The organism is Micromonospora sp. NPDC005087, from assembly GCF_042872965.1.
GTDB lineage: Bacteria > Actinomycetota > Actinomycetes > Mycobacteriales > Micromonosporaceae > Micromonospora.
Genome location: NZ_JBIALB010000010.1, coordinates 149,150 through 167,870 on the forward strand (window position 1 = coordinate 149,150; position 18,721 = coordinate 167,870).

Sequence of the window (18,721 nt, forward strand, 5' to 3'; positions counted from 1 at the left end):
CGTCACACGCTCGGCCCGGCCAGCGGGGCGCGGGGCGTGTCGGCGGCATCAACCTAGCGCAACCGGTGCCGGCGGCCGATGACCGGCGTCCACGTTCAACGTCGTCGCTCGGTGCGACGTGCTTGCACGGTTCAGCGTACCGATGGTTGCTCGATGTCGGGGTGGGGGCCGGCGCGCCGAGCTGCGGCGGAAGGCGTTCTACCACGCATGTTCGCGCTCCCACGGGTCCTTTAGAACGTCGGACGCGCATGTTGTAACAAGCCGTTGACACCCCTGGAACCGGCCCGTACGGTGGCCCCACTTATCCGGTTCAGTCAACGTCTCTCGATCCCGGGAGCGTTCCCATTTGCTCGGAGGATGCCATGAAACGGTCCTGGACCCGATGGGCCCGCGCCGTCGCCGCGGGCACGGTCGGCCTCGCGCTGGTCGCCGCGTGCAGCGGCAAGAGCGGGCAGGATTCCGGCGCGACGGACGGTCAGGTCACCCTGAAAATCAACTTCTGGGGCGACTTCGGCCTCCAGGACCTCAAGACGAAGTACGAGGCGGCCAACCCGAACGTCAAGATCCAGCTGAACTCCGGCGAGTACAACGCCCAGCACGAGGACCTGCAGAAGAAGCTGGTCGCCGGCTCCGGCGCGGCCGACATCGCGGCCATCGACGAGGGCTTCATGGTGCAGTTCCGCAGCCAGTCGGACAAGTTCGTCAACCTGCTGGACAAGGGTGCCGGCTCGTACGAGAGCAAGTACCTGCCCTGGAAGTGGAAGCAGTCGCTCTCCGCAGACGGCAAGACCCAGATCGGCCTCGGCACCGACACCGGCGGCCTGGCCATGTGCTACCGCACCGACCTGTTCAAGGCCGCCGGGCTGCCCACCGAGCGCGACCAGGTCTCCGCTCTCTGGCCCACCTGGGACAAGTTCATCGAGGTCGGCCAGCAGTACACCGGCAAGACCAACAAGAAGTTCATCGACGCTGGCAGCAACCTGTTCAACCCGATCCTCGGCCAGCAGCCGGTCGGCTTCTACAACGAGCAGGACCAGCTCCAGATGGAGCAGGGTCCGAAGATCGCCTTCGACTACACCATCAAGGCGATCCAGGCCGGCCTCTCCGCCAACCTGGCCAGCTTCCAGGCCGACTGGGACAAGGGCTTCACCAGCGGCTCCTTCGCCGTGCTCGCCTGCCCGGCGTGGATGCTCGGGCACATCAAGGACACCGCCCCCGGCACCGAGGGCAAGTGGGACATCGCCGCGGTGCCCGGTGGCGGCGGCAACTGGGGCGGCTCGTTCCTGACCATCCCCAAGCAGAGCAAGCACGTCGACGAGGCGTACAAGCTGCTGGAGTGGCTGGTGCAGCCGGAGCAGCAGATCGAGATCTTCAAGAAGGTCGGCAACCTGCCCTCGCAGCCGGCCCTCTACAGCGACCCGGCCATCGCCGACTTCACGAACCCGTTCTTCAGCAACGCGCCGGTCGGGCAGATCTTCCCGAAGATGGCGCAGGGCCTCACGCCGCAGTACCTGGGCAAGAAGAACGGGCCGACCCGGGTGGCGGTGGAGAACGTGCTGACCCGCGTGCAGAACAAGACCCTCAAGCCGGAGGCCGCCTGGGCCGAGGCGATCAAGGAAGCCGAGAAGGCCAGCAAGTCCTGAGCCGTCGGCGCGGGGGCGCGCCGGGCACCGTGCCGCCCCCGCGCCGCCCGCGCGCGTACCCCGTCTCTTCGGCCCTGGAGTGTCCCGATGTCCACCACCCGCGCCGCGCCCGCGTCGTCGGGCCGCCGAGCCGCCGCCGGGAGGCACGGCCACGGCACCGACCCGGACCACCGTCGACTCAGCTGGCGGGACCGGTTGTACCGCTTCGACATGCGCTACATGCCGTACGTATTGATCGCGCCCTTCTTCCTGATCTTCCTGGTCTTCGGGCTGTTCCCGCTCGTCTTCAACGGTGTCGTCGCGCTGCGTAACTATCGACTGGACGACCCGACGCTGACCGGCTGGGCCGGCCTGGCCAACTTCCGCCAGCTCTTCGGCGACGAGGATTTCTGGAACGCCCTCTACAACACCTTTGGCATCTTCCTGCTCTCGTCGGTGCCACAGCTGCTGCTCGCGTTGATCGTGGCCTCGCTGCTCAACCGCCGGCTGCGGGCGCAGACCTGGTGGCGGGTGGGCGTGCTGCTGCCGTACGTCACCCCGATCGTCGCCTCGACGATGGTGTTCAGCGTCTTCTTCTCCCGCGACTTCGGGATGGCCAACTGGGTGCTCGGCCTCTTCGGCATCGGCGGCGACGAACCGATCAACTGGCGGGCCGACAAGCTGCACGCCTGGATCGCCATCACCACGATGGTCAACTGGAAGTGGATCGGCTACAACGCACTGCTCTACCTGGCCGCCATGCAGTCCATCCCGCGCGACGTCTACGAGGCCGCCGCGGTCGACGGGGCCGGCCCATGGCGGCAGCTCTGGCGGATCACCGTGCCGATGATCCAGCCGGTGATCGTCTTCACCGTCATCCTCTCCACCATCGGCGGGTTCCAGCTCTTCATCGAGCCGATGCTGTTCGACCTCAACTCCCAGGCCGCCACCGGCGGACCCAACGGCGAGTGGCAGACCATCGCCCAGCTGATCTACAAGGTCGGCTGGAAGGACCTGAACCTGGGCTACGCCGCCGCGATGAGCTGGGCGCTCTTCCTGATCATCCTGGTCGTGGCCGGGATCAACACGCTGCTGACCAACCGAATCTCCGGAGGGCGATCCAGGTGAGCGTCGTCGACACCGCACCGCCGCCGCCGGCGGTCACCACGAACCGCCGCAGGCGGGCCGCCCTGATGGGTCGCGCGCCGCAGGACACCCCGGCCGGCATCGGGACGTACCTACTGCTGGCCACCACCATGCTGTTCGCGGCGTTCCCGCTGTACTGGATGTTCGTCATCGCCACCAGCAACGACGAGGCACTGGCCCAGATCCCGCCCGCGGTGATCCCCGGCGACCGGTTCCTGGTCAACCTGGACGAGGTCTTCTCCCTCCAGGACGTGTACTTCGCCGCCTCGCTGATCAACAGCGTCATCGTCTCGACCGTGGTGACCGCCGCGATGCTGTTCTTCTGCTCGCTGGCCGGTTTCGCCTTCGCCAAGCTGCGCTTCGCCGGCAGCCGGTGGCTGATGCTGTTCGTGGTGCTCACCCTGACCGTGCCGAACCAGCTCGGCGTCGTCGCGCTCTACATCGTGATGGGCAAGCTGGGCTGGAACGGCACCCTCCTGGCGGTCATCGTGCCCGGCCTCGTCACCGCGTTCGGGGTCTTCTACATGCGGCAGTTCATCCTCAACACGGTCCCTGACGAGCTGGTCGAGTCGGCCCGGATGGACGGCGCCACGACGATGCGGGTCTACTGGAACATCGTCCTCCCGGCGATCCGGCCGGCCCTCGCGGTGCTCGGCCTGCTCACCTTCGTGTCCACCTGGAACGACTTCCAGTGGCCGCTGATCACCCTCGGCGGCACCGACTACCCGACCTCGATGGTCGCCATCTCCGACCTGGCCAGCGGCAACTACGTCATCTACCGGCGGGTGCTCGCCGGCGCGTTCGTGGCTACCATCCCCCTGCTGATCATGCTGTTCATCGGTGGACGCCAGATCGTCCGCGGAATCATGGAAGGTGCGGTGAAATCTTGAGCCGACAGGCACTCCACGACGGCTGGACCCTGCGGGCGGCGCCCGGAGCACAGGTCCCGGCGGAGATCGCCGACCGGTCCGTGCCGGCCACCGTGCCCGGCTGCGTGCACACCGACCTGCTCGACGCCGGCCTGATCCCCGACCCCTACCTCGACGACAACGAGGTGGCGCTGGCCTGGATCGGGCGCACCGACTGGAGCTACCGGACGAGTTTTCGCCGCCCACCGGGCGACCACGACCGGGTCGACCTGGTCTGCGCCGGCCTGGACACCGTCGCCACCCTCACCGTGAACGGTGTCGAGGTCGGCCGCACCGAGAACATGCACCGTGGCTACCGGTTCGACGTCCGCTCGCTGCTGCGGGACGGGGACAACGACCTGGTGGTCGCGTTCGACTCCGCCTACCGCTACGCCGAGGCGCAGCAGGAGCGGCTCGGCGACCGGCCCAACGCCTACCCGGAGCCGTTCCACTTCATCCGCAAGATGGCCTGCAACTTCGGCTGGGACTGGGGGCCGACGCTGGTCACCGCCGGCATCTGGCAGGAGATCGGCCTGCACGCCTGGTCCACCGCCCGGCTGGCCACCGTCCGCCCGTTGGTCACCCTGGCCGGCCGGGACGGGCGGGTCGAGCTGCACGTCGAGGTGGAGCGGGTCGCGGACGTCCCGCTGACCGTCCGCGCCACCGTCGCCGGCGCCCGCGCCGAGGTGGTCGTCCCGGCCGGGCAGCGCACGGCCGCGCTGACGCTCGCCGTCCGCGAGCCCACGCTGTGGTGGCCCCGGGGGTACGGCGAGCAGGCGCGCCATCTGCTGGAGGTCACCCTGCACGCGCCGGACGGCGACACCCTGGACAGTTGGTCCCGGCGGATCGGCTTCCGCTCGGTCCGGCTGGACACCACCCCCGACGAGCACGGCACCTCGTTCGCGCTGTCGGTCAACGACGTCCCGGTCTTCGTACGGGGGGTCAACTGGATCCCGGACGACGCTTTTCCCACCCGGATCACCCGGGAACGGCTGGCCGCGCGCTTCGACCAGGCCGCCGAGGCCAACATCAACCTGCTGCGGGTCTGGGGCGGTGGCCGGTACGAGTCGGCGGACTTCTACGACCTCGCCGACGAGCGCGGGCTGCTGGTCCAGCAGGACTTCCTGTTCGCCTGCGCCGCGTACCCGGAGGAGGAGCCGTTCGGCAGCGAGGTGGCCGCCGAGGCCGCCGAACAGGTCACCCGGCTGGCGCCGCACCCGTCGCTGGTGCTCTGGACCGGCAACAACGAGAACATCTGGGGCTGGCACGACTGGGACTGGCAGGAGGCCCTCGCCGGGCGCACCTGGGGGCGCGGCTACTACCTGGACGTCCTGCCCCGCATCGTCGGTGAGCTGGACCCCACTCGCCCGTACTGGCCGGGCAGCCCCTGGTCGGGCACCGAGGAGATCCACCCCAACGACCCGGCGCATGGCACCACACACATCTGGGACGTGTGGAACACCGACGACTACATCAAATACCGGGAGTACGTGCCCCGCTTCGTCGCCGAGTTCGGCTACCAGGGCCCGCCGGCGTACGCCACCCTGCGCCGGGCGCTGAGCGACGAACCCCTCGCCCACGACTCACCGGGCATGGCACACCACCAGAAGGCCGCCGACGGGGACGCGAAGCTCCAGCGGGGCCTGGACGCGCACCTGCCCGCCCCGGCGGACTTCGACGACTGGCACTACCTGACGCAGCTCAACCAGGCCCGGGCGATCCAGCTCGGAGTGGAGCACTTCCGCTCGCACCGGGACGTCTGCGCCGGCACCATCGTCTGGCAGCTCAACGACTGCTGGCCGGTCACCTCCTGGTCGGCCGTCGACGGCGACGGCCGGCGCAAACCCCTGTGGTACGCGCTACGCCACGCGTACGCGGACCGGCTGCTCACCGTCCAGCCCCGTGACGGGGGCCTGGCGCTTGTAGCGGTGAACGACGGCGGCACGCCCTGGCGGACGTCGGCCTCGGTGACCCGGCTGACCGTCGCGGGTGAGCCCCGGGCGAAGACGACGATGGAGCTGGACGTCCCCGCATACTCGGCGGTGACGCTGGCGCTGCCGGCGGAGCTGGCCGATGCGGAGGAGACCCGGCGGGAGCTGCTGGTCGCCGAGGCGGGGGAGAGCGCCGAACGGGCGCTTTGGTTCTTCGCCGAGGACCGGGACGTCGACTGGCCGGCCGCGGCCTGGGACGCGACGGTGGAGCCGGTCGACGGCGGGCAGCGGGTCCGGGTCACGGCCCGCACGGTGCTGCGTGACCTGACTCTCTTCCCGGACCGTCTGGACCCGTCGGCGTCCGTGGACAGGGCGCTCGTCACCCTGCTGCCCGGCGAGTCGGTCACCCTCACGGTGCGCGCCGACGCCCCCCTCAACGAGCAAGCGCTAACCACCCGCCCAGTCCTCCGCACCGTCAACGACATCTGAAAGGAAGGGCCCCTTCTTAACGCCTCCGGTAGAGGAGGGGTCCCTTCTTAACAACGGGGGCGGACCGTCGGACGCTCGCACCTCAGCGATTGAAGACTTCTTCAAGTGCTAAAGTCTTCGCATCGATCCGGGGAGGGTGTTCATGTCGGTCCCGCTGTACCAGGCGAAGGCGGAACTCTTCCGCACCCTCGGGCACCCGGTGCGCATCCGGGTCCTCGAACTGCTCCAGGACGGCCCGAAACCGGTCCGTGACCTGCTCGCCGTGATCGAGGTCGAGGCGTCCAACCTCTCCCAGCAGCTCGCCGTGCTGCGCCGCGCCGGAATGGTCACCTCACACCGCGACGGCCCCCTCGTCATGTACGCGCTCAGCACCCCGGACGTGGCCGACCTGCTGGCCGCCGGGCGGCGGATCCTCGGCGCGGTCCTCACCGACCGGGATGGCCTCCTCGACGAGCTGCGCGCCACCGGCGGGGACAGGTGAGCGGCGCCATTCCTGTCGTCCGCGAGCGGCTACTCGGGCTGCTGCCCGGCCGGGCCGATTGGGCGGCCGTCCACCGCTCACCGCGCCGGGACCTCCTGGCCGGGCTCACCGTGGCGGTGGTGGCGCTGCCGCTGGCCCTGGCGTTCGGCGTCACCTCCGGGCTGGGCGCCCAGGCCGGGCTGATCACCGCCGTGATCGCCGGCGCGGTGGCCGCCGTCTTCGGCGGCTCCAACCTCCAGGTCTCCGGGCCGACCGGGGCGATGACCGTGGTGCTGGTGCCGGTGGTGCAGCAGTTCGGAGCCACCGGCGTGCTCATGGTCGGGGCGATGGCCGGCCTGGTGCTGATCGCGCTCGCCGTGGCCCGCCTGGGCCGGTACGTCCGCTACCTGCCCACTCCGGTGCTGGAGGGGTTCACCGCCGGCATCGCCGTGGTCATCGCCCTGCAACAGGTGCCCGCCGCGCTCGGCGTCACCGACGCCCACGGGGAGAAGGTCTGGGCCGTCGCCGCCGACGCGGTCGCCCGTTTCGTCGTACACCCGCGGCCGGTCGCGCTCGCGGTGGCCCTCGCCGTCGCGGCGCTGATGCTGCTGGGCGCCCGGTGGCGACCCGGCCTGCCGTTCTCGCTGCTCGGCGTGGCAGCGGCCACCGTCCTCGCCGAGATCGTCCCGGTCGACCTGGTCCGGATCGGCGCGCTGCCGCAGGGCCTGCCCGCCCCCTCGCTCGGCTTCCTCGACCTCGGCGCGCTCGGCGTGCTGCTGCCCAGCGCGCTCGCCGTCGCCGCGCTCGCCGCCCTGGAGAGCCTGCTCTCCGCCACGGTCGCCGATGGCATGACGGTCGGTGAACGGCACGACCCGGACCGGGAGCTGTTCGGTCAGGGGCTGGCCAACCTCGCGGCCCCGCTCTTCGGCGGCATCCCGGCGACCGCCGCCATCGCCCGTACGGCGGTCAACGTCCGCGCCGGGGCGGCCTCGAAGCTGGCCGCCCTCACCCACGCCGTCGCCCTCGCGGCGATCGTGCTGGCCGCCGCGCCGTTGGTCGGCCGGATCCCGCTCGCCGCCCTGGCCGGGGTGCTGCTGGCCACCACGGTCCGCATGGTGGAGGCCGGGTCGCTGTGGGCGTTGGCGCGGGCCACCCGGGGCGACGCCGTCGTGCTGGTGCTCACCTTCGCCGTCACCGTGATCTGGGACCTCGTCACCGCCGTCGCGGTCGGCGTCGGCGTCGCCGTGGTGCTCGCCCTACGCGCGGTGGCCCGCAGCGCCCGGCTGGAACAGGTGCCCCTCGACCCCGAGGAACACAGCGCCGAGGAGTACGCGCTGCTCAGCGAACACATCGTCGCGTACCGGCTGGACGGGCCGCTCTTCTTCGCCGCGGCCCACACCTTCCTTCTCGAACTGTCCGAGGTCGCCGACGTCCGTGTCGTCATCCTGCGGATGTCCCGGGTGACCACCATGGACGCCACCGGCGCGCACGTCCTCGGCGACGCGATCCGACGGCTACGCGGACGCGGGATCACCGTCCTGCTCTCCGGCATCACCCCCGCCCACGACCAGGTCCTCGCCACCCTCGGAGTGGCCGACGACCTGCGCCGCGAGGGGCTGGTCTTCTCCGATACCCCGGCGGCGATCCGGCACGCCCGCGGGGCTGCGCTGCCCGTGACCGGCGGCCCGGCCGGCCGGACGTGACGGTTGAGAAGTGCGACCGGGGCCGGTGCGGGTAGGGCAGCCCGCCCCGCTACGGCATGATCTACCGCCGTGGCCGTCGCCTCACAACGCGGCCGACCGAAGAGGCGAAGACAGACGTCTCGCCCAGGCGGTACCCCGGGGAGCGCAAATGATCACCGAACATGTCCGAGACGCGGCGGCGACGGCGTTCGTCTTCGGCTTCTTCGCCACCAGCTGGTTCGGCTGGGCGCAGGAGGCGCCCCCGAAGAGGTGGCGGCCGGTGCTCATCGTCGGTTCGGTTCTCGCGCTGCTCACGGCGGCCGCCGGGGCCCTGCTCGCCTGGCGTCACTGGTCGGACGGTACGGCGTTCGACGCCGACACCAGCCCCACCTTCGGCATCGTCGTCGGCATCGAGTTCGCCGCCGCCGCGCTCGGTGCCGGGCTGCTCGCCCTGCTGCGGCGTCGTGAGCTGACCGCCCCCTGGATCGCCCTCGTCGTGGGCGTGCACCTCTTCCCGGTCGCGGCGCTGATCGACTACCCGTTGATTCACCTGGTCGCCGCGCTCGTCACCGTGGTGGCGGTCGCGGCCGTCCCGGTGGCCCGGGCACGCGCCGTGGCGGTGAGCGCGGTGGTCGGGCTCGGCACCGGCGGCGTGCTCCTGGCAGCGGCGGTGTCCTCGCTGCTCATCGCCCTGTTGGCCTACTGAGGCCGGTCGCCGTCCGCTGACACGCGCGAGCGGCGGGTCTGAAGGAAATTCCTCCAGGCCCGCCGCTCGTCGAAACCCGCTGCCGGTCAGGCCCGGGCGGCGGCGAGCACCTGGCCGACCAGGCTGCCGGACGTGCCCGACCGCTCGTACTCGGGCCGGCTCAGGCTGCCACCCATCAGCGGTGCCGGGTTGCGATGCACGGCCGGGCTGTCCGAGCTGACCAGGGCCGCGAAGTGGTACTCGTCGGCGCCGGTCGCCTCGACGATCCGGACGATGTTGCGCGGGGTGATGCCGCCACCCGGCATGATGACGATCCGCCCGGCGGCCCGGCGGACCAGGTCGGCGATGAGCGGAGCACCCTCCAGCACGCTGACCTCCTGACCCGACGTGAGCACCCGGTGCACGCCCAACTCGATCAGCTGCTCCAGCGCCGCGTGCGGGTCGCGGGTCATGTCGAACGCACGGTGGAAGGTGATGCTGGCGTCGCCGGCGGCGGTGATCAGGCGACGGGTGGTCGGCACGTCGACGTCACCCTCGGCGGTCAACGCGCCGATCACAATGCCGTGCGCGCCGGCCGCGACCGCGGCCCGCACATCCCGCTCCATCGCCTCGATCTCGAACGGCGAGTAGATGAAGTCGCCGGCCCGGGGCCGGACGATCACATGCACCCGGATCCGGGTGACGGCGCGCAGGGCCGTCTCGATGGTGCCCAGGCTGGGGGTCAGTCCACCGTCGAAGAGCGCGGAGCACAGCTCCACCCGGTCGGCGCCGGCCTCCTCGGCGGCTACCGCCCCCTCGACGCTGTCGATGCAGATCTCGAATGTGCTCATGACTCTTCCTTTTCGGTGCGAGACGATGCCGCTTCGGTACGAGACGATGCCGCGGTCCAATCGATGGCGGCGGTGACGGCGCCGACCGGTTCGCCGCCGCCGAGCACCGGTACCCGACGCAGCGCGTCGGCCCCATCCACCGGTACGCCCACGGCGTCGAGCGCGGCGAGCGCGATGACGGTGGTGGCGCGGGGTGACCCGTCGATCGCCTTCACCGCCACGGCGTGACCGTCCGGGGTGGCCAGCGCGAGCACGCCCTCGGCCCCGCCCTTGGCGAGTACGCCGGGTAGCGCCCGCATCAGGTCGGTGTTCGAGTGCCCGCGCCACCCACCCACGTACTCCGGGTGTTGGCGCATTGCCTGCGCGACCAGCGCCTCGTCGGTCCCAGCGGGCGCCGTGACCAACGCCTGGAACGTGCGGGCCAGGCCGGTCAGTGGCAGGCCGAACAGTGGCGCGCCGCAGCCGTCGACCGCGTGGTGCGCGATGGGCGTGCCGGCCAGCCGGGCGACGGTCGCGGCGGTCTCCCGCTGCAGCGGGTGATCGGGGTCGAGGTAGTCGTGTGTGCTCCAGGACCGGGCGACGCAGGCGACCAGCATCGCGGCGTGCTTGCCGGAGCAGTTCATCCGGATCCGGTCGCGCTGCCCGCCAGCGCGAATCAGCCGGTCCCGGGTCAGTTCGTCCTCCGGCCAGTCCACCGGGCAGCCGAGGGCGTCCTCGGTCAGGCCAGCGCCGGCCAGCATCGCCCGGACCACCTCGACGTGCCGGTCGTCGCCGGTGTGGCTGCCGGCGGCGAGCGCCAGCGCCGGGCCGGTCAGCGGGTCGGCGCCGTCAAGGCCGGGGGCCGCCGCGACCCGGCAGGCCAACGCCTGCGCCGGCTTCAGGGTGGAGCGGCGGAGCACCGGTTCGTCGGGTACGCCGGCGGCGAGGACGACCTCGCCGTCCGGGGCGAGCACGACGACGCTGCCGTAGTGCCTGCTCTCGACAAAGCCGTTGCGAACGACCCGGGCCAGTTCGGCATATCGGGCAGCGGTCACCGGGTGCTGCTCCCTTCGATGAGTGGTGGGGGCAGGTCTGCGTTGCCTCGTCCACGTCGGCCGCCGAAGCGGCCGTTGCGGGCCTGAAGGACGCGGGCGAACTTCGACAGCGAGGCGTTGACCACCAGATAGATCAGCGCCACCACCAGGAACGTCTGGATCAGTAGGTGGGTGTACGAGGAGAGCACCTGCCCGCTGTAGAGCAGCTCGGTGTAGCTGACCACCAAGCCGAGCGAGGTGTCCTTGAGCAACCCGACCAGTTGGCTGACCAGGGACGGGGTGAGCTGGAGCAGCGCCTGGGGCAGGACCACCAGCGCCATCACCTGTCCGCGGCGCAGCCCGACGGCGAGGCCGGCCTCGGTCTGTCCACGGTCCAGGGCCAGGATGCCGGACCGGAAGATCTCTCCGAACGCCGCCCCAGGGGTCGGCCGGGGACATCAGTCACTGCCGGGTGGTAGCTGACCCCGCGCCGGCGTGCAGCTGCGGCAATGCCGGCTGCCTGGAGGCGGTGGCCAGCGGCGCCGCCCTGGTCACCGCGCTACGCGACCAGGGAGTCCCGGTCTCCGACCTGACCGGGGTCATCCGCCTGATCGACGACGGCGACCGCCACGCCACGGCGCTCGCCCGGCAGGCCGGCCGGGCTATCGGCGAGATCCTGGCCGTCGTGGTCAACTTCTTCAACCCGCAGGTGGTGGCCATCGGCGGCCGACTCGCCGACTGTGAACCGCTGCTGGCCAGCATGCGGGCCACCCTCTACGAGCGGTGCCTGCCACTGGCCACCCAGACCCTGCTCATCGAGCGGGTCACCACCGGCCAGGACGTCGGCATCACCGGCGCCGCCCACCTGGTGATCGACCACGTCGTCGCGGCCAGCTGACTCGCTCGCGTGTTGATCACACGGTGTGCCCCCGGGCCTACTCGGGGACGCGGCGGTAGGCGCCGTCGCTGGCCGAGGTGGCCATCGAGGCGTACGCGCGCAGCGCCGCCGACACCGGCCGCTGCCGGTCGGTCGGGGTGTACGGCTTGTCGCGCTTCTCCTCGGCCACCCGTCGCGCCTCCAGTTCTTCGGCGGGCACGTTCAGCTCGATGGACCGGCCCGGGATGTCGATGACGACCTCGTCGCCGTCGCGGACCAGGGCGATCAGCCCGCCGGAGGCGGCCTCGGGGGAGACGTGCCCGATGGAGAGCCCGGAGGTGCCGCCGGAGAACCGGCCGTCGGTGAGCAGCGCACAGGATCGGCCCAGCCCACGTCCCTTGAGGAACGAGGTGGGGTAGAGCATCTCCTGCATGCCGGGGCCGCCCTTGGGCCCCTCGTACCGGATCACCACGACGTCTCCCGCGACCACCTGCTTGGCGAGGATCGCGGTCACCGCGTCGTCCTGCGACTCGTAGACCTTGGCCGGGCCGCGGAAGGTCAGGCAGTCGTCGGGCACGCCGGCGGTCTTCACCACGCTGCCTTCCGGCGCCAGGTTGCCGTGCAGGATGGCCAGCCCGCCGTCGGCGGAGTAGGCGTGCTCGCGGTCCCGGATGCAGCCACCGGCCGCGTCGGTGTCCAGCGACGACCACCGGTTGGTGGTGGAGAACGGCTCGACGGTGCGCACCCCGCCGGGGGCGGCGTGGAACAGCTCGACCGCGGTCGGTGTCGGCGAGCCGCCGCGCACGTCCCAGTCGGTCAGCCACTGCGCCAGCGAGGGGGAGTGCACGGCGTGCACGTCCCGGTTGAGCTGCCCGGCCCGGTCCAGTTCGCCGAGGATCGCGGGGATGCCGCCGGCCCGGTGCACGTCCTCCATGTGGTACATCGGCGAGTTCGGCGCGACCTTGGCCAGGCAGGGCACCCGCCGGGAGATCGCGTCGATGTCGGCGACACCGAAGTCCATCTCCGCCTCACGGGCGGCGGCGAGCAGGTGCAGCACCGTGTTGGTGGAGCCGCCCATCGCCACGTCCAGGGCGACCGCGTTCTCGAACGCGGCCTTGGAGGCGACCGTGCGGGGCAGGACCGAGTCGTCGTCGCCGTCGTACCAGCGCTTGGCGATCTCCACGACGGTGCGGCCGGCCTCGACGAAGAGCGACCGGCGCGCGGCGTGGGTGGCGAGCGTCGAGCCGTTGCCGGGCAGCGCCAGCCCGATCGCCTCGGTGAGGCAGTTCATCGAGTTGGCGGTGAACATGCCGGAGCACGAGCCGCAGGTGGGGCAGGCGGAGCGCTCGATCTCGCCGAGCTGGTCGTCGGTGACCGCCTCGTTCGAGGAGGCGATCATCGCGTCGATCAGGTCGATCTTGCTGTGCACGACGCCCTCGATCGCCATCGTCTTGCCGGCCTCCATCGGGCCACCGGAGACGAAGACGGTCGGAATGTTGAGCCGCAGCGCGGCCAGCAGCATGCCGGGCGTGATCTTGTCGCAGTTCGAGATGCAGACCAGGGCGTCCGCGCAGTGCGCGTTGACCATGTATTCCACCGCGTCGGCGATCAGCTCGCGGCTGGGCAGCGAGTAGAGCATGCCGCCGTGGCCCATCGCGATGCCGTCGTCGACCGCGATGGTGTTGAACTCCCGCCCCACCCCGCCGGCCTCGGCCACCGCGTCGGCGACCAGGCCGCCCATGTCCTTGAGGTGTACGTGACCCGGCACGAACTGGGTGAAACTGTTCGCGATGGCGACGATCGGCTTGCCGAAATCGTCGTCGGTCATCCCGGTGGCCCGCCACAGGGCCCGGGCGCCGGCCATCGTCCGACCGTGTGTGGAGGTCCTCGACCGCAGCTCAGGCATGCGTACCAGCATGACACCGCCGGGGCGCCGGCCGTCCGGAGCGGACGCCGTGTCCCAACAGATGCACACCCGGTCCCCACGGCGAGCGCGCATCCGGCACTCTTGACTGCGTGCACTTTCCCCCGGGCATGGTCGCTGTGGCGGCGTTGAGCGGGCTCGTCGCCGTTGCCGCCGCCGCACTGCTGACCGTGGTCGTCCGGCGGCGCACCGGGCCCCGCCGCCCGGCGCACGTGCTGCTCGCCGCTGCCGCCGGCGTCGCCCTGCTCAGCCTCCTGGTCGGGGTGGCGACCGTGCTCGCCAGCAGCGAGCACTGGGCGCACGAGCAGGGGCAGCGCACCGGGTGGGCCACGGCGGTGGCGATCGGCACGGCGGTGAGCGGGCTGGCCTTCGCCGCCGGCCTGCTCCGACTGCCCGGGCTGGCGGCCACCGCGGCGGGGACCGCCCGGCTCGCCCTGGACGGGTTGATCATGGCCGCCGCGCTGTGGTTCGTCGGCTGGGTGCTCTTCTCCGAGCCCACCCGGCTGCTCGGCGCCGCCACTCCGATGGCGTGCCCGGCGATCCTGCTGGCCACGGTGAGCGCCGCGCTCGGCGCCGGGCTCAGCGTGATCGTCATCTTCCGGGCCGCCGCCCCGCGTCGGCGGCTCGCCGCGCTCGGCGCGGGCATCAGCGCGGTGGCCTGCGGCGGTCTGGGTCTCGCCGCCGGGCTCTGCCAGGCCGGACCGAACATGGCCCTGGCCGGCGCGGCGGTGCTCGCCGCCGGTCTGCTGACCGTCGCGCTCGCGGTGCACCGCGCCGACCGGCCGGGTCAGGTCGACCTGGACCTGATCGGTCGCGACGGCGAGTACGCGATCGCCCCGATGCTGGCGATGGCCGCCTCGGCGATGTACCACCTCCTCCAGGACGGCCGGTTCACCGCGGCGGGCGTCGTCGCCGGCAGCGTGGAGGGCTTCGCCCTGGTGGCCCGGCAGTACCTCACCCTCAAGGACGTCCGTAACTACGCCGGCCGGCTCGCCGAGCGGGAGGCGCACTTCCGCGAACTGGCACACACCGACCCGCTCACCGCGCTGGCCAACCGGCGAGGGCTGCTGCGCGCGCTGCACGACAGCGCCGCGGCGGGCACCCCGTGTGTGCTGCTCGGCCTGGACCTGGACGGCTTCAAGAACGTCAACGACATGCGTGGCCACGACGTGGGCGACGCCGTGCTCGCCGAGGTGGGCCGGCGGCTGCGCGGCAACCTGCGCCCCGGCGACGTGGCGGCCCGGCTCGGCGGCGACGAGTTCGCCGTGCTCATGGCGGGCCGGCCCGCAGACGCCAACCGGGTCGCCGAGCGGCTGCTCGGGGTGCTCAACCGGCCGTACGACCAGCCCGAAGGGCCCGTCTTCCTCTCGGTGAGCATCGGGGTGGCCGGGTGGGCCGGCGAGCCGGACGTGGAGTTGCTGCTGCGCCATGCCGACCTGGCGCTGCGCTACGCCAAGCAGCGCGGCAAGAACCGGATCGAGCGCTACGACGCCACGTACGACCAGCTGCTGCGTCGGCGCACCACGCTGGAGCACGAGTTGCGCGGCGCCATCGAACGCGACGAGTTGCGGCTGGCCTTCCAGCCGGTGGCCTCGCTGCCGTCGGTGCGGCCGGTCGGCGCCGAGGCGCTGCTCCGCTGGCACCACCCCGAGCTGGGTAACGTCCGCCCGGACGAGTTCATCCCGCTGGCCGAGGAGTGCGGCATGATCGCCACCCTCGGTGCCTGGGTGCTGCACCAGGCCTGCTATCAGCTCTCCCGCTGGCTGGCCGACGGGCACGACGTGTGGGTCTCGGTGAACGTCTCCCCACGCGAGCTGCACGCCCCGGAGTACGTGGTCCAGGTCGCCGAGGCGCTGCGCGCCCACCACGTGCCGCCGCAGCGGCTGGTCCTGGAGGTCACCGAGCACGCGGTCGCCACCGACCTGGACGAGCTGATCCGGCGGCTGACCGCGTTGCGGCTGACCGGTGTCCGGATCGCGCTGGACGACTTCGGCGCCGGCTACTCCTCACTGGGGCAGCTGCGCCGGCTGCCGATCGACATCCTGAAGATCGACCACAGTCTGGTCGCCGAGCACGAGCCGGTCCGCCCGGTCGGCGCGGACGGTCCGGCGTTCGCGCCGATGGTCGACATCGTCATGCGACTGGGCCACCAGCTGGGGCTGGAGGTGATCGCCGAGGGGGTGACCACCCCCACCGAGCTGGCCGCGGTGGTGGCCGCCGGCTGCCGGTTCGGCCAGGGCGCGCTCTTCGGCTGGGGCGTGCCCGCCGAGCACCTGGAGGCGATGCTGGAGGCGGCGACCTCGCCGGGTGCGAGGCCCACCCCGCTGCCCACACCACGCCGGGTTTCCGGGGGGTCCGGGCAGGTCATTCCGGTCGCCGAGGGCGCGTCGCCGCCCGACTCGCCGCGCTCCGTTAACCAACATGTGGGATCAGTTGACTCATCGCGTGAGATGCGTCAGGCTTAGCCACATGTCGTCGTACCGGTCGCGAGTACTTACCTGAGCGCACTCTCCCTCATCGAGAGTGCGCTGGCCCCGTGCATCTGCACGAGGGCCGTTTTTATTGCCATCGGAACCTGTCGGGGCGGGCCCGCCCGCGTCGCTTCGCTTGACAAGCCCCAGCCATTCCAGCCGAAGGCCAGAACCGCCATGACGAGACCCACGCCAGAGACCCTCGCCCACACCGCCCGGCGCGCCCGCGCCGCCGCCGAGCCGGGCGGCGACGTCGACTCCACCGCCGCGCGCGCCGCGGCCACCCCGGCCGTCCCGGCGGTACGGACACCCGCTCCGGCGCAGGTCTCCGGCGCCGGCTCGCTCGTGCGGTCCCTTGAGGCGCTCGGCGTGGACGTCGTCTTCGGCATCCCGGGCGGCGCGATCCTGCCGGCGTACGACCCGCTCTACGACTCCACCGTCCGGCACATCCTGGTCCGCCACGAGCAGGGCGCCGGTCATGCCGCCACCGGGTACGCGCAGGCCACCGGCAAGGTGGGCGTCTGCATCGCCACCTCCGGCCCGGGCGCGACCAACCTGGTCACCCCGATCGCCGACGCGTACATGGACTCGGTGGCGATGGTGGCGATCACCGGTCAGGTGGCCCGCCAGTCGATCGGCACGGACGCCTTCCAGGAGGCGGACATCCAGGGCATCACCCTGCCGATCACCAAGCACAACTTCCTCGTGCAGAGCGCCGAGGAGATCCCGCAGGTGCTGGCCGAGGCGTTCCACCTGGCCAGCACCGGCCGGCCCGGCCCGGTGCTGGTCGACATCCCCAAGGACGTGCTCCAGGCGCCGACCACCTTCGCCTGGCCGCCCACCCTCGACCTGCCCGGCTACCGGCCCACCCTGCACCCGCACGGCAAGCAGATCCGGGAGGCGGCCCGGCTGATGGCCGGCGCCCGCCGGCCGGTGCTCTACGTCGGTGGCGGGGTGCTCAAGGCCGGTGCCACCGACGGGCTGCGCCGGCTGGCCGAGCTGACCGGCATCCCGGTGGTCACCACGCTGATGGCGCTCGGCGCGTTCCCCGACTCGCATCCCCAGCACCTGGGGATGCCCGGCATGCACGGCACGGTCGCCGCGGTCTACGGCCTGCAGAAGGCGGATCTGATCGTCGCGCTGGGCGCGCGGTTCGACGACCGGGTCACCGGCAAGCTGGACTCGTTCGCCCCGGACGCGACCGTGGTGCACGCCGACATCGACCCCGCGGAGATCGGCAAGAACCGGCACGCGGACGTGCCGATCGTCGGCGACGCCCGGCACGTCATCGACGAGCTGATCGCGGCGGTGACCGTCGAACGTGCTGCCGGGCACGACAGCGACCTGGGCGACTGGTGGACCCAGCTCGACGACCTGCGCAACCGCTACCCGCTGGGCTACGACGAGCCGGCCGACGGCACGCTCTCCCCGCAGTACGTGATCAAGCGGCTGGGCGAGATCGTCGGCCCGGACGCGATCTACGTGGCCGGGGTGGGCCAGCACCAGATGTGGGCGTCGCAGTTCATCTCCTACGAGAAGCCGCAGACCTGGTTGAATTCCGGCGGGCTCGGCACGATGGGCTACGCGGTGCCGGCGGCGATGGGCGCCAAGGTCGGCAAGCCGGACGCGGTGGTCTGGGCGGTGGACGGCGACGGCTGCTTCCAGATGACCAACCAGGAGCTGGCCACCTGCGCGTTGGAGGGCATCCCGGTCAAGATCGCCGTGATCAACAACGGCAACCTCGGTATGGTCCGGCAGTGGCAGACGCTGTTCTACAACGAGCGTTACTCCAACACCGACCTCGGCACCCACAAGCACCGCATCCCCGACTTCGTGAAGCTCGCCGAGGCGTTGGGCTGCGTCGGGCTGCGCTGCGAGAACGCCGACGACGTTGACAAGACCATCGCCGCCGCCATGGAGATCAACGACGCCCCGGTGGTGATCGACTTCGTGGTCGGCAAGGACGCCATGGTCTGGCCGATGGTCGCCGCCGGCACCAGCAACGACGAGATCATGTTCGCCCGCGGCGTCCGCCCGGCCTTCGACGAGGATGACATCTGACATGAGTGAGCGAAGCGAACGAATCAGCAGGCTCAGTGCTGCGCGTCGTCAGGGCGCGACCGGGCGAAGCGAGGTCGTGGCATGACGATGCACACCCTGTCCGTGCTCGTGGAGAACAAGCCCGGCGTGCTCGCCCGGGTCTCCGGCCTGTTCTCCCGGCGCGGATTCAACATCGACAGCCTCGCCGTCGGTGAGACCGAGAACCCGGACGTCTCCCGGATCACCATCGTGGTCAACGCGGAGTCGTCCCCTCTGGAACAGGTCACCAAGCAGCTCAACAAACTGGTGAACGTGCTCAAGATCGTCGAGCTGGACCCGCAGGTCTCGGTCGCCCGGGAGTTGCTGCTGGTGAAGGTCCGCGCCGACCGGTCCGCGCGGACCCAGGTGCTGGAGACCGTCAACCTGTTCCGCGCCCGGGTGGTCGACGTGGCACCGGACACGCTGACCATCGAGGCCACCGGCACCCCGGACAAGCTCGACGCGCTGCTGCGCGACCTCGAGCCCTTCGGCATCAAGGAAATGGTCCAGTCCGGGCTGGTGGCGATCGGGCGCGGCTCGCGTTCGATCACCGCCGGTCCCGCGCTGCGGGCCGCCTGACCCA

The 18,721-nt window shown here is 71.5% G+C and carries 14 protein-coding genes and 1 pseudogene; 11 read left to right on the plus strand and 4 right to left on the minus strand.

Going from position 1 to position 18,721, the window contains the following annotated elements; genetic code table 11:
- Positions 1–362 precede the first annotated feature (362 nt).
- From ACFYPS_RS23160 to ACFYPS_RS23190, 7 genes are all read left to right on the plus strand, one after another.
- On the plus strand, positions 363–1,643 hold the full coding sequence (locus tag ACFYPS_RS23160; protein ID WP_354967002.1) for an extracellular solute-binding protein: 1,281 nt from the start codon (positions 363–365) through the stop codon (positions 1,641–1,643).
- An 87-nt stretch (positions 1,644–1,730) separates the two neighbouring features.
- Positions 1,731–2,750 carry a carbohydrate ABC transporter permease gene (locus tag ACFYPS_RS23165; RefSeq protein ID WP_387326948.1) on the plus strand — a complete coding sequence of 340 codons (1,020 nt, stop codon included), beginning with the start codon at positions 1,731–1,733 and terminating at the stop codon, positions 2,748–2,750.
- Positions 2,751–2,815: 65 nt separating this feature from the next.
- Entirely contained in the window at positions 2,816–3,658 is an 843-nt protein-coding gene (locus ACFYPS_RS23170) for a carbohydrate ABC transporter permease (RefSeq protein WP_089021695.1), read from the plus strand.
- The gene (locus ACFYPS_RS23175; RefSeq protein ID WP_387326951.1) at positions 3,655–6,096 is read left to right on the plus strand and encodes a glycoside hydrolase family 2 protein; all 2,442 of its coding nucleotides are present in this window, start codon (positions 3,655–3,657) and stop codon (positions 6,094–6,096) included. Before ACFYPS_RS23170 ends, ACFYPS_RS23175 begins: the two co-directional genes overlap by 4 nt.
- A gap of 142 nt (positions 6,097–6,238) precedes the next feature.
- Complete coding sequence (locus tag ACFYPS_RS23180; protein ID WP_074317640.1) at positions 6,239–6,577, plus strand: helix-turn-helix transcriptional regulator; 339 nt, start codon at positions 6,239–6,241, stop codon at positions 6,575–6,577.
- Positions 6,574–8,259 carry a SulP family inorganic anion transporter gene (locus ACFYPS_RS23185; protein ID WP_354966999.1) on the plus strand — a complete coding sequence of 562 codons (1,686 nt, stop codon included), beginning with the start codon at positions 6,574–6,576 and terminating at the stop codon, positions 8,257–8,259. Before ACFYPS_RS23180 ends, ACFYPS_RS23185 begins: the two co-directional genes overlap by 4 nt.
- Positions 8,260–8,407: 148 nt before the next feature.
- Positions 8,408–8,944: a hypothetical protein gene (locus ACFYPS_RS23190; RefSeq protein WP_354966998.1), complete on the plus strand. Its 537-nt coding sequence runs from the start codon at positions 8,408–8,410 to the stop codon at positions 8,942–8,944.
- 86 nt (positions 8,945–9,030) lie between these two features.
- Here the strand turns inward: ACFYPS_RS23190 and ACFYPS_RS23195 are convergent, their stop codons facing one another.
- The 3 genes from ACFYPS_RS23195 to ACFYPS_RS23205 are packed head-to-tail and all read right to left on the minus strand — an operon-like array spanning position 9,031 to position 11,209.
- Positions 9,031–9,774, minus strand: a complete 744-nt coding sequence (locus ACFYPS_RS23195; protein ID WP_354966997.1) for a copper homeostasis protein CutC — start codon at positions 9,772–9,774, stop codon at positions 9,031–9,033.
- Positions 9,771–10,808, minus strand: a complete 1,038-nt coding sequence (locus ACFYPS_RS23200; RefSeq protein WP_354966996.1) for an asparaginase — start codon at positions 10,806–10,808, stop codon at positions 9,771–9,773. Before ACFYPS_RS23200 ends, ACFYPS_RS23195 begins: the two co-directional genes overlap by 4 nt.
- Complete coding sequence (locus ACFYPS_RS23205; RefSeq protein WP_354967064.1) at positions 10,805–11,209, minus strand: ABC transporter permease subunit; 405 nt, start codon at positions 11,207–11,209, stop codon at positions 10,805–10,807. Before ACFYPS_RS23205 ends, ACFYPS_RS23200 begins: the two co-directional genes overlap by 4 nt.
- Here ACFYPS_RS23205 and ACFYPS_RS23210 point away from each other — a divergent pair.
- A pseudogene (locus ACFYPS_RS23210) lies at positions 11,191–11,685 on the plus strand (ROK family protein); the annotation flags it as partial. The gene ACFYPS_RS23205 and the pseudogene ACFYPS_RS23210 sit on opposite strands and share 19 nt — an antisense overlap.
- Positions 11,686–11,722: 37 nt before the next feature.
- Here the strand turns inward: ACFYPS_RS23210 and ilvD are convergent.
- Positions 11,723–13,570, minus strand: a complete 1,848-nt coding sequence (ilvD, locus tag ACFYPS_RS23215; protein WP_354966995.1) for a dihydroxy-acid dehydratase — start codon at positions 13,568–13,570, stop codon at positions 11,723–11,725.
- A gap of 128 nt (positions 13,571–13,698) precedes the next feature.
- Between ilvD and ACFYPS_RS23220 the strand changes: the two genes are divergently transcribed.
- The 3 genes from ACFYPS_RS23220 (at position 13,699) to ilvN (ending at position 18,717) form a co-directional block, all read left to right on the plus strand.
- Complete coding sequence (locus ACFYPS_RS23220) at positions 13,699–16,053, plus strand: putative bifunctional diguanylate cyclase/phosphodiesterase (RefSeq protein WP_387327035.1); 2,355 nt, start codon at positions 13,699–13,701, stop codon at positions 16,051–16,053.
- A 183-nt stretch (positions 16,054–16,236) separates the two neighbouring features.
- Positions 16,237–18,120 (plus strand): acetolactate synthase large subunit, encoded by a 1,884-nt coding sequence (locus ACFYPS_RS23225; protein WP_354966993.1) that lies wholly within the window; start codon positions 16,237–16,239, stop codon positions 18,118–18,120.
- 81 nt (positions 18,121–18,201) lie between these two features.
- Entirely contained in the window at positions 18,202–18,717 is a 516-nt protein-coding gene (gene ilvN / locus ACFYPS_RS23230) for an acetolactate synthase small subunit (RefSeq protein WP_089017348.1), read from the plus strand.
- The last annotated feature ends 4 nt before the right edge of the window (positions 18,718–18,721 follow it).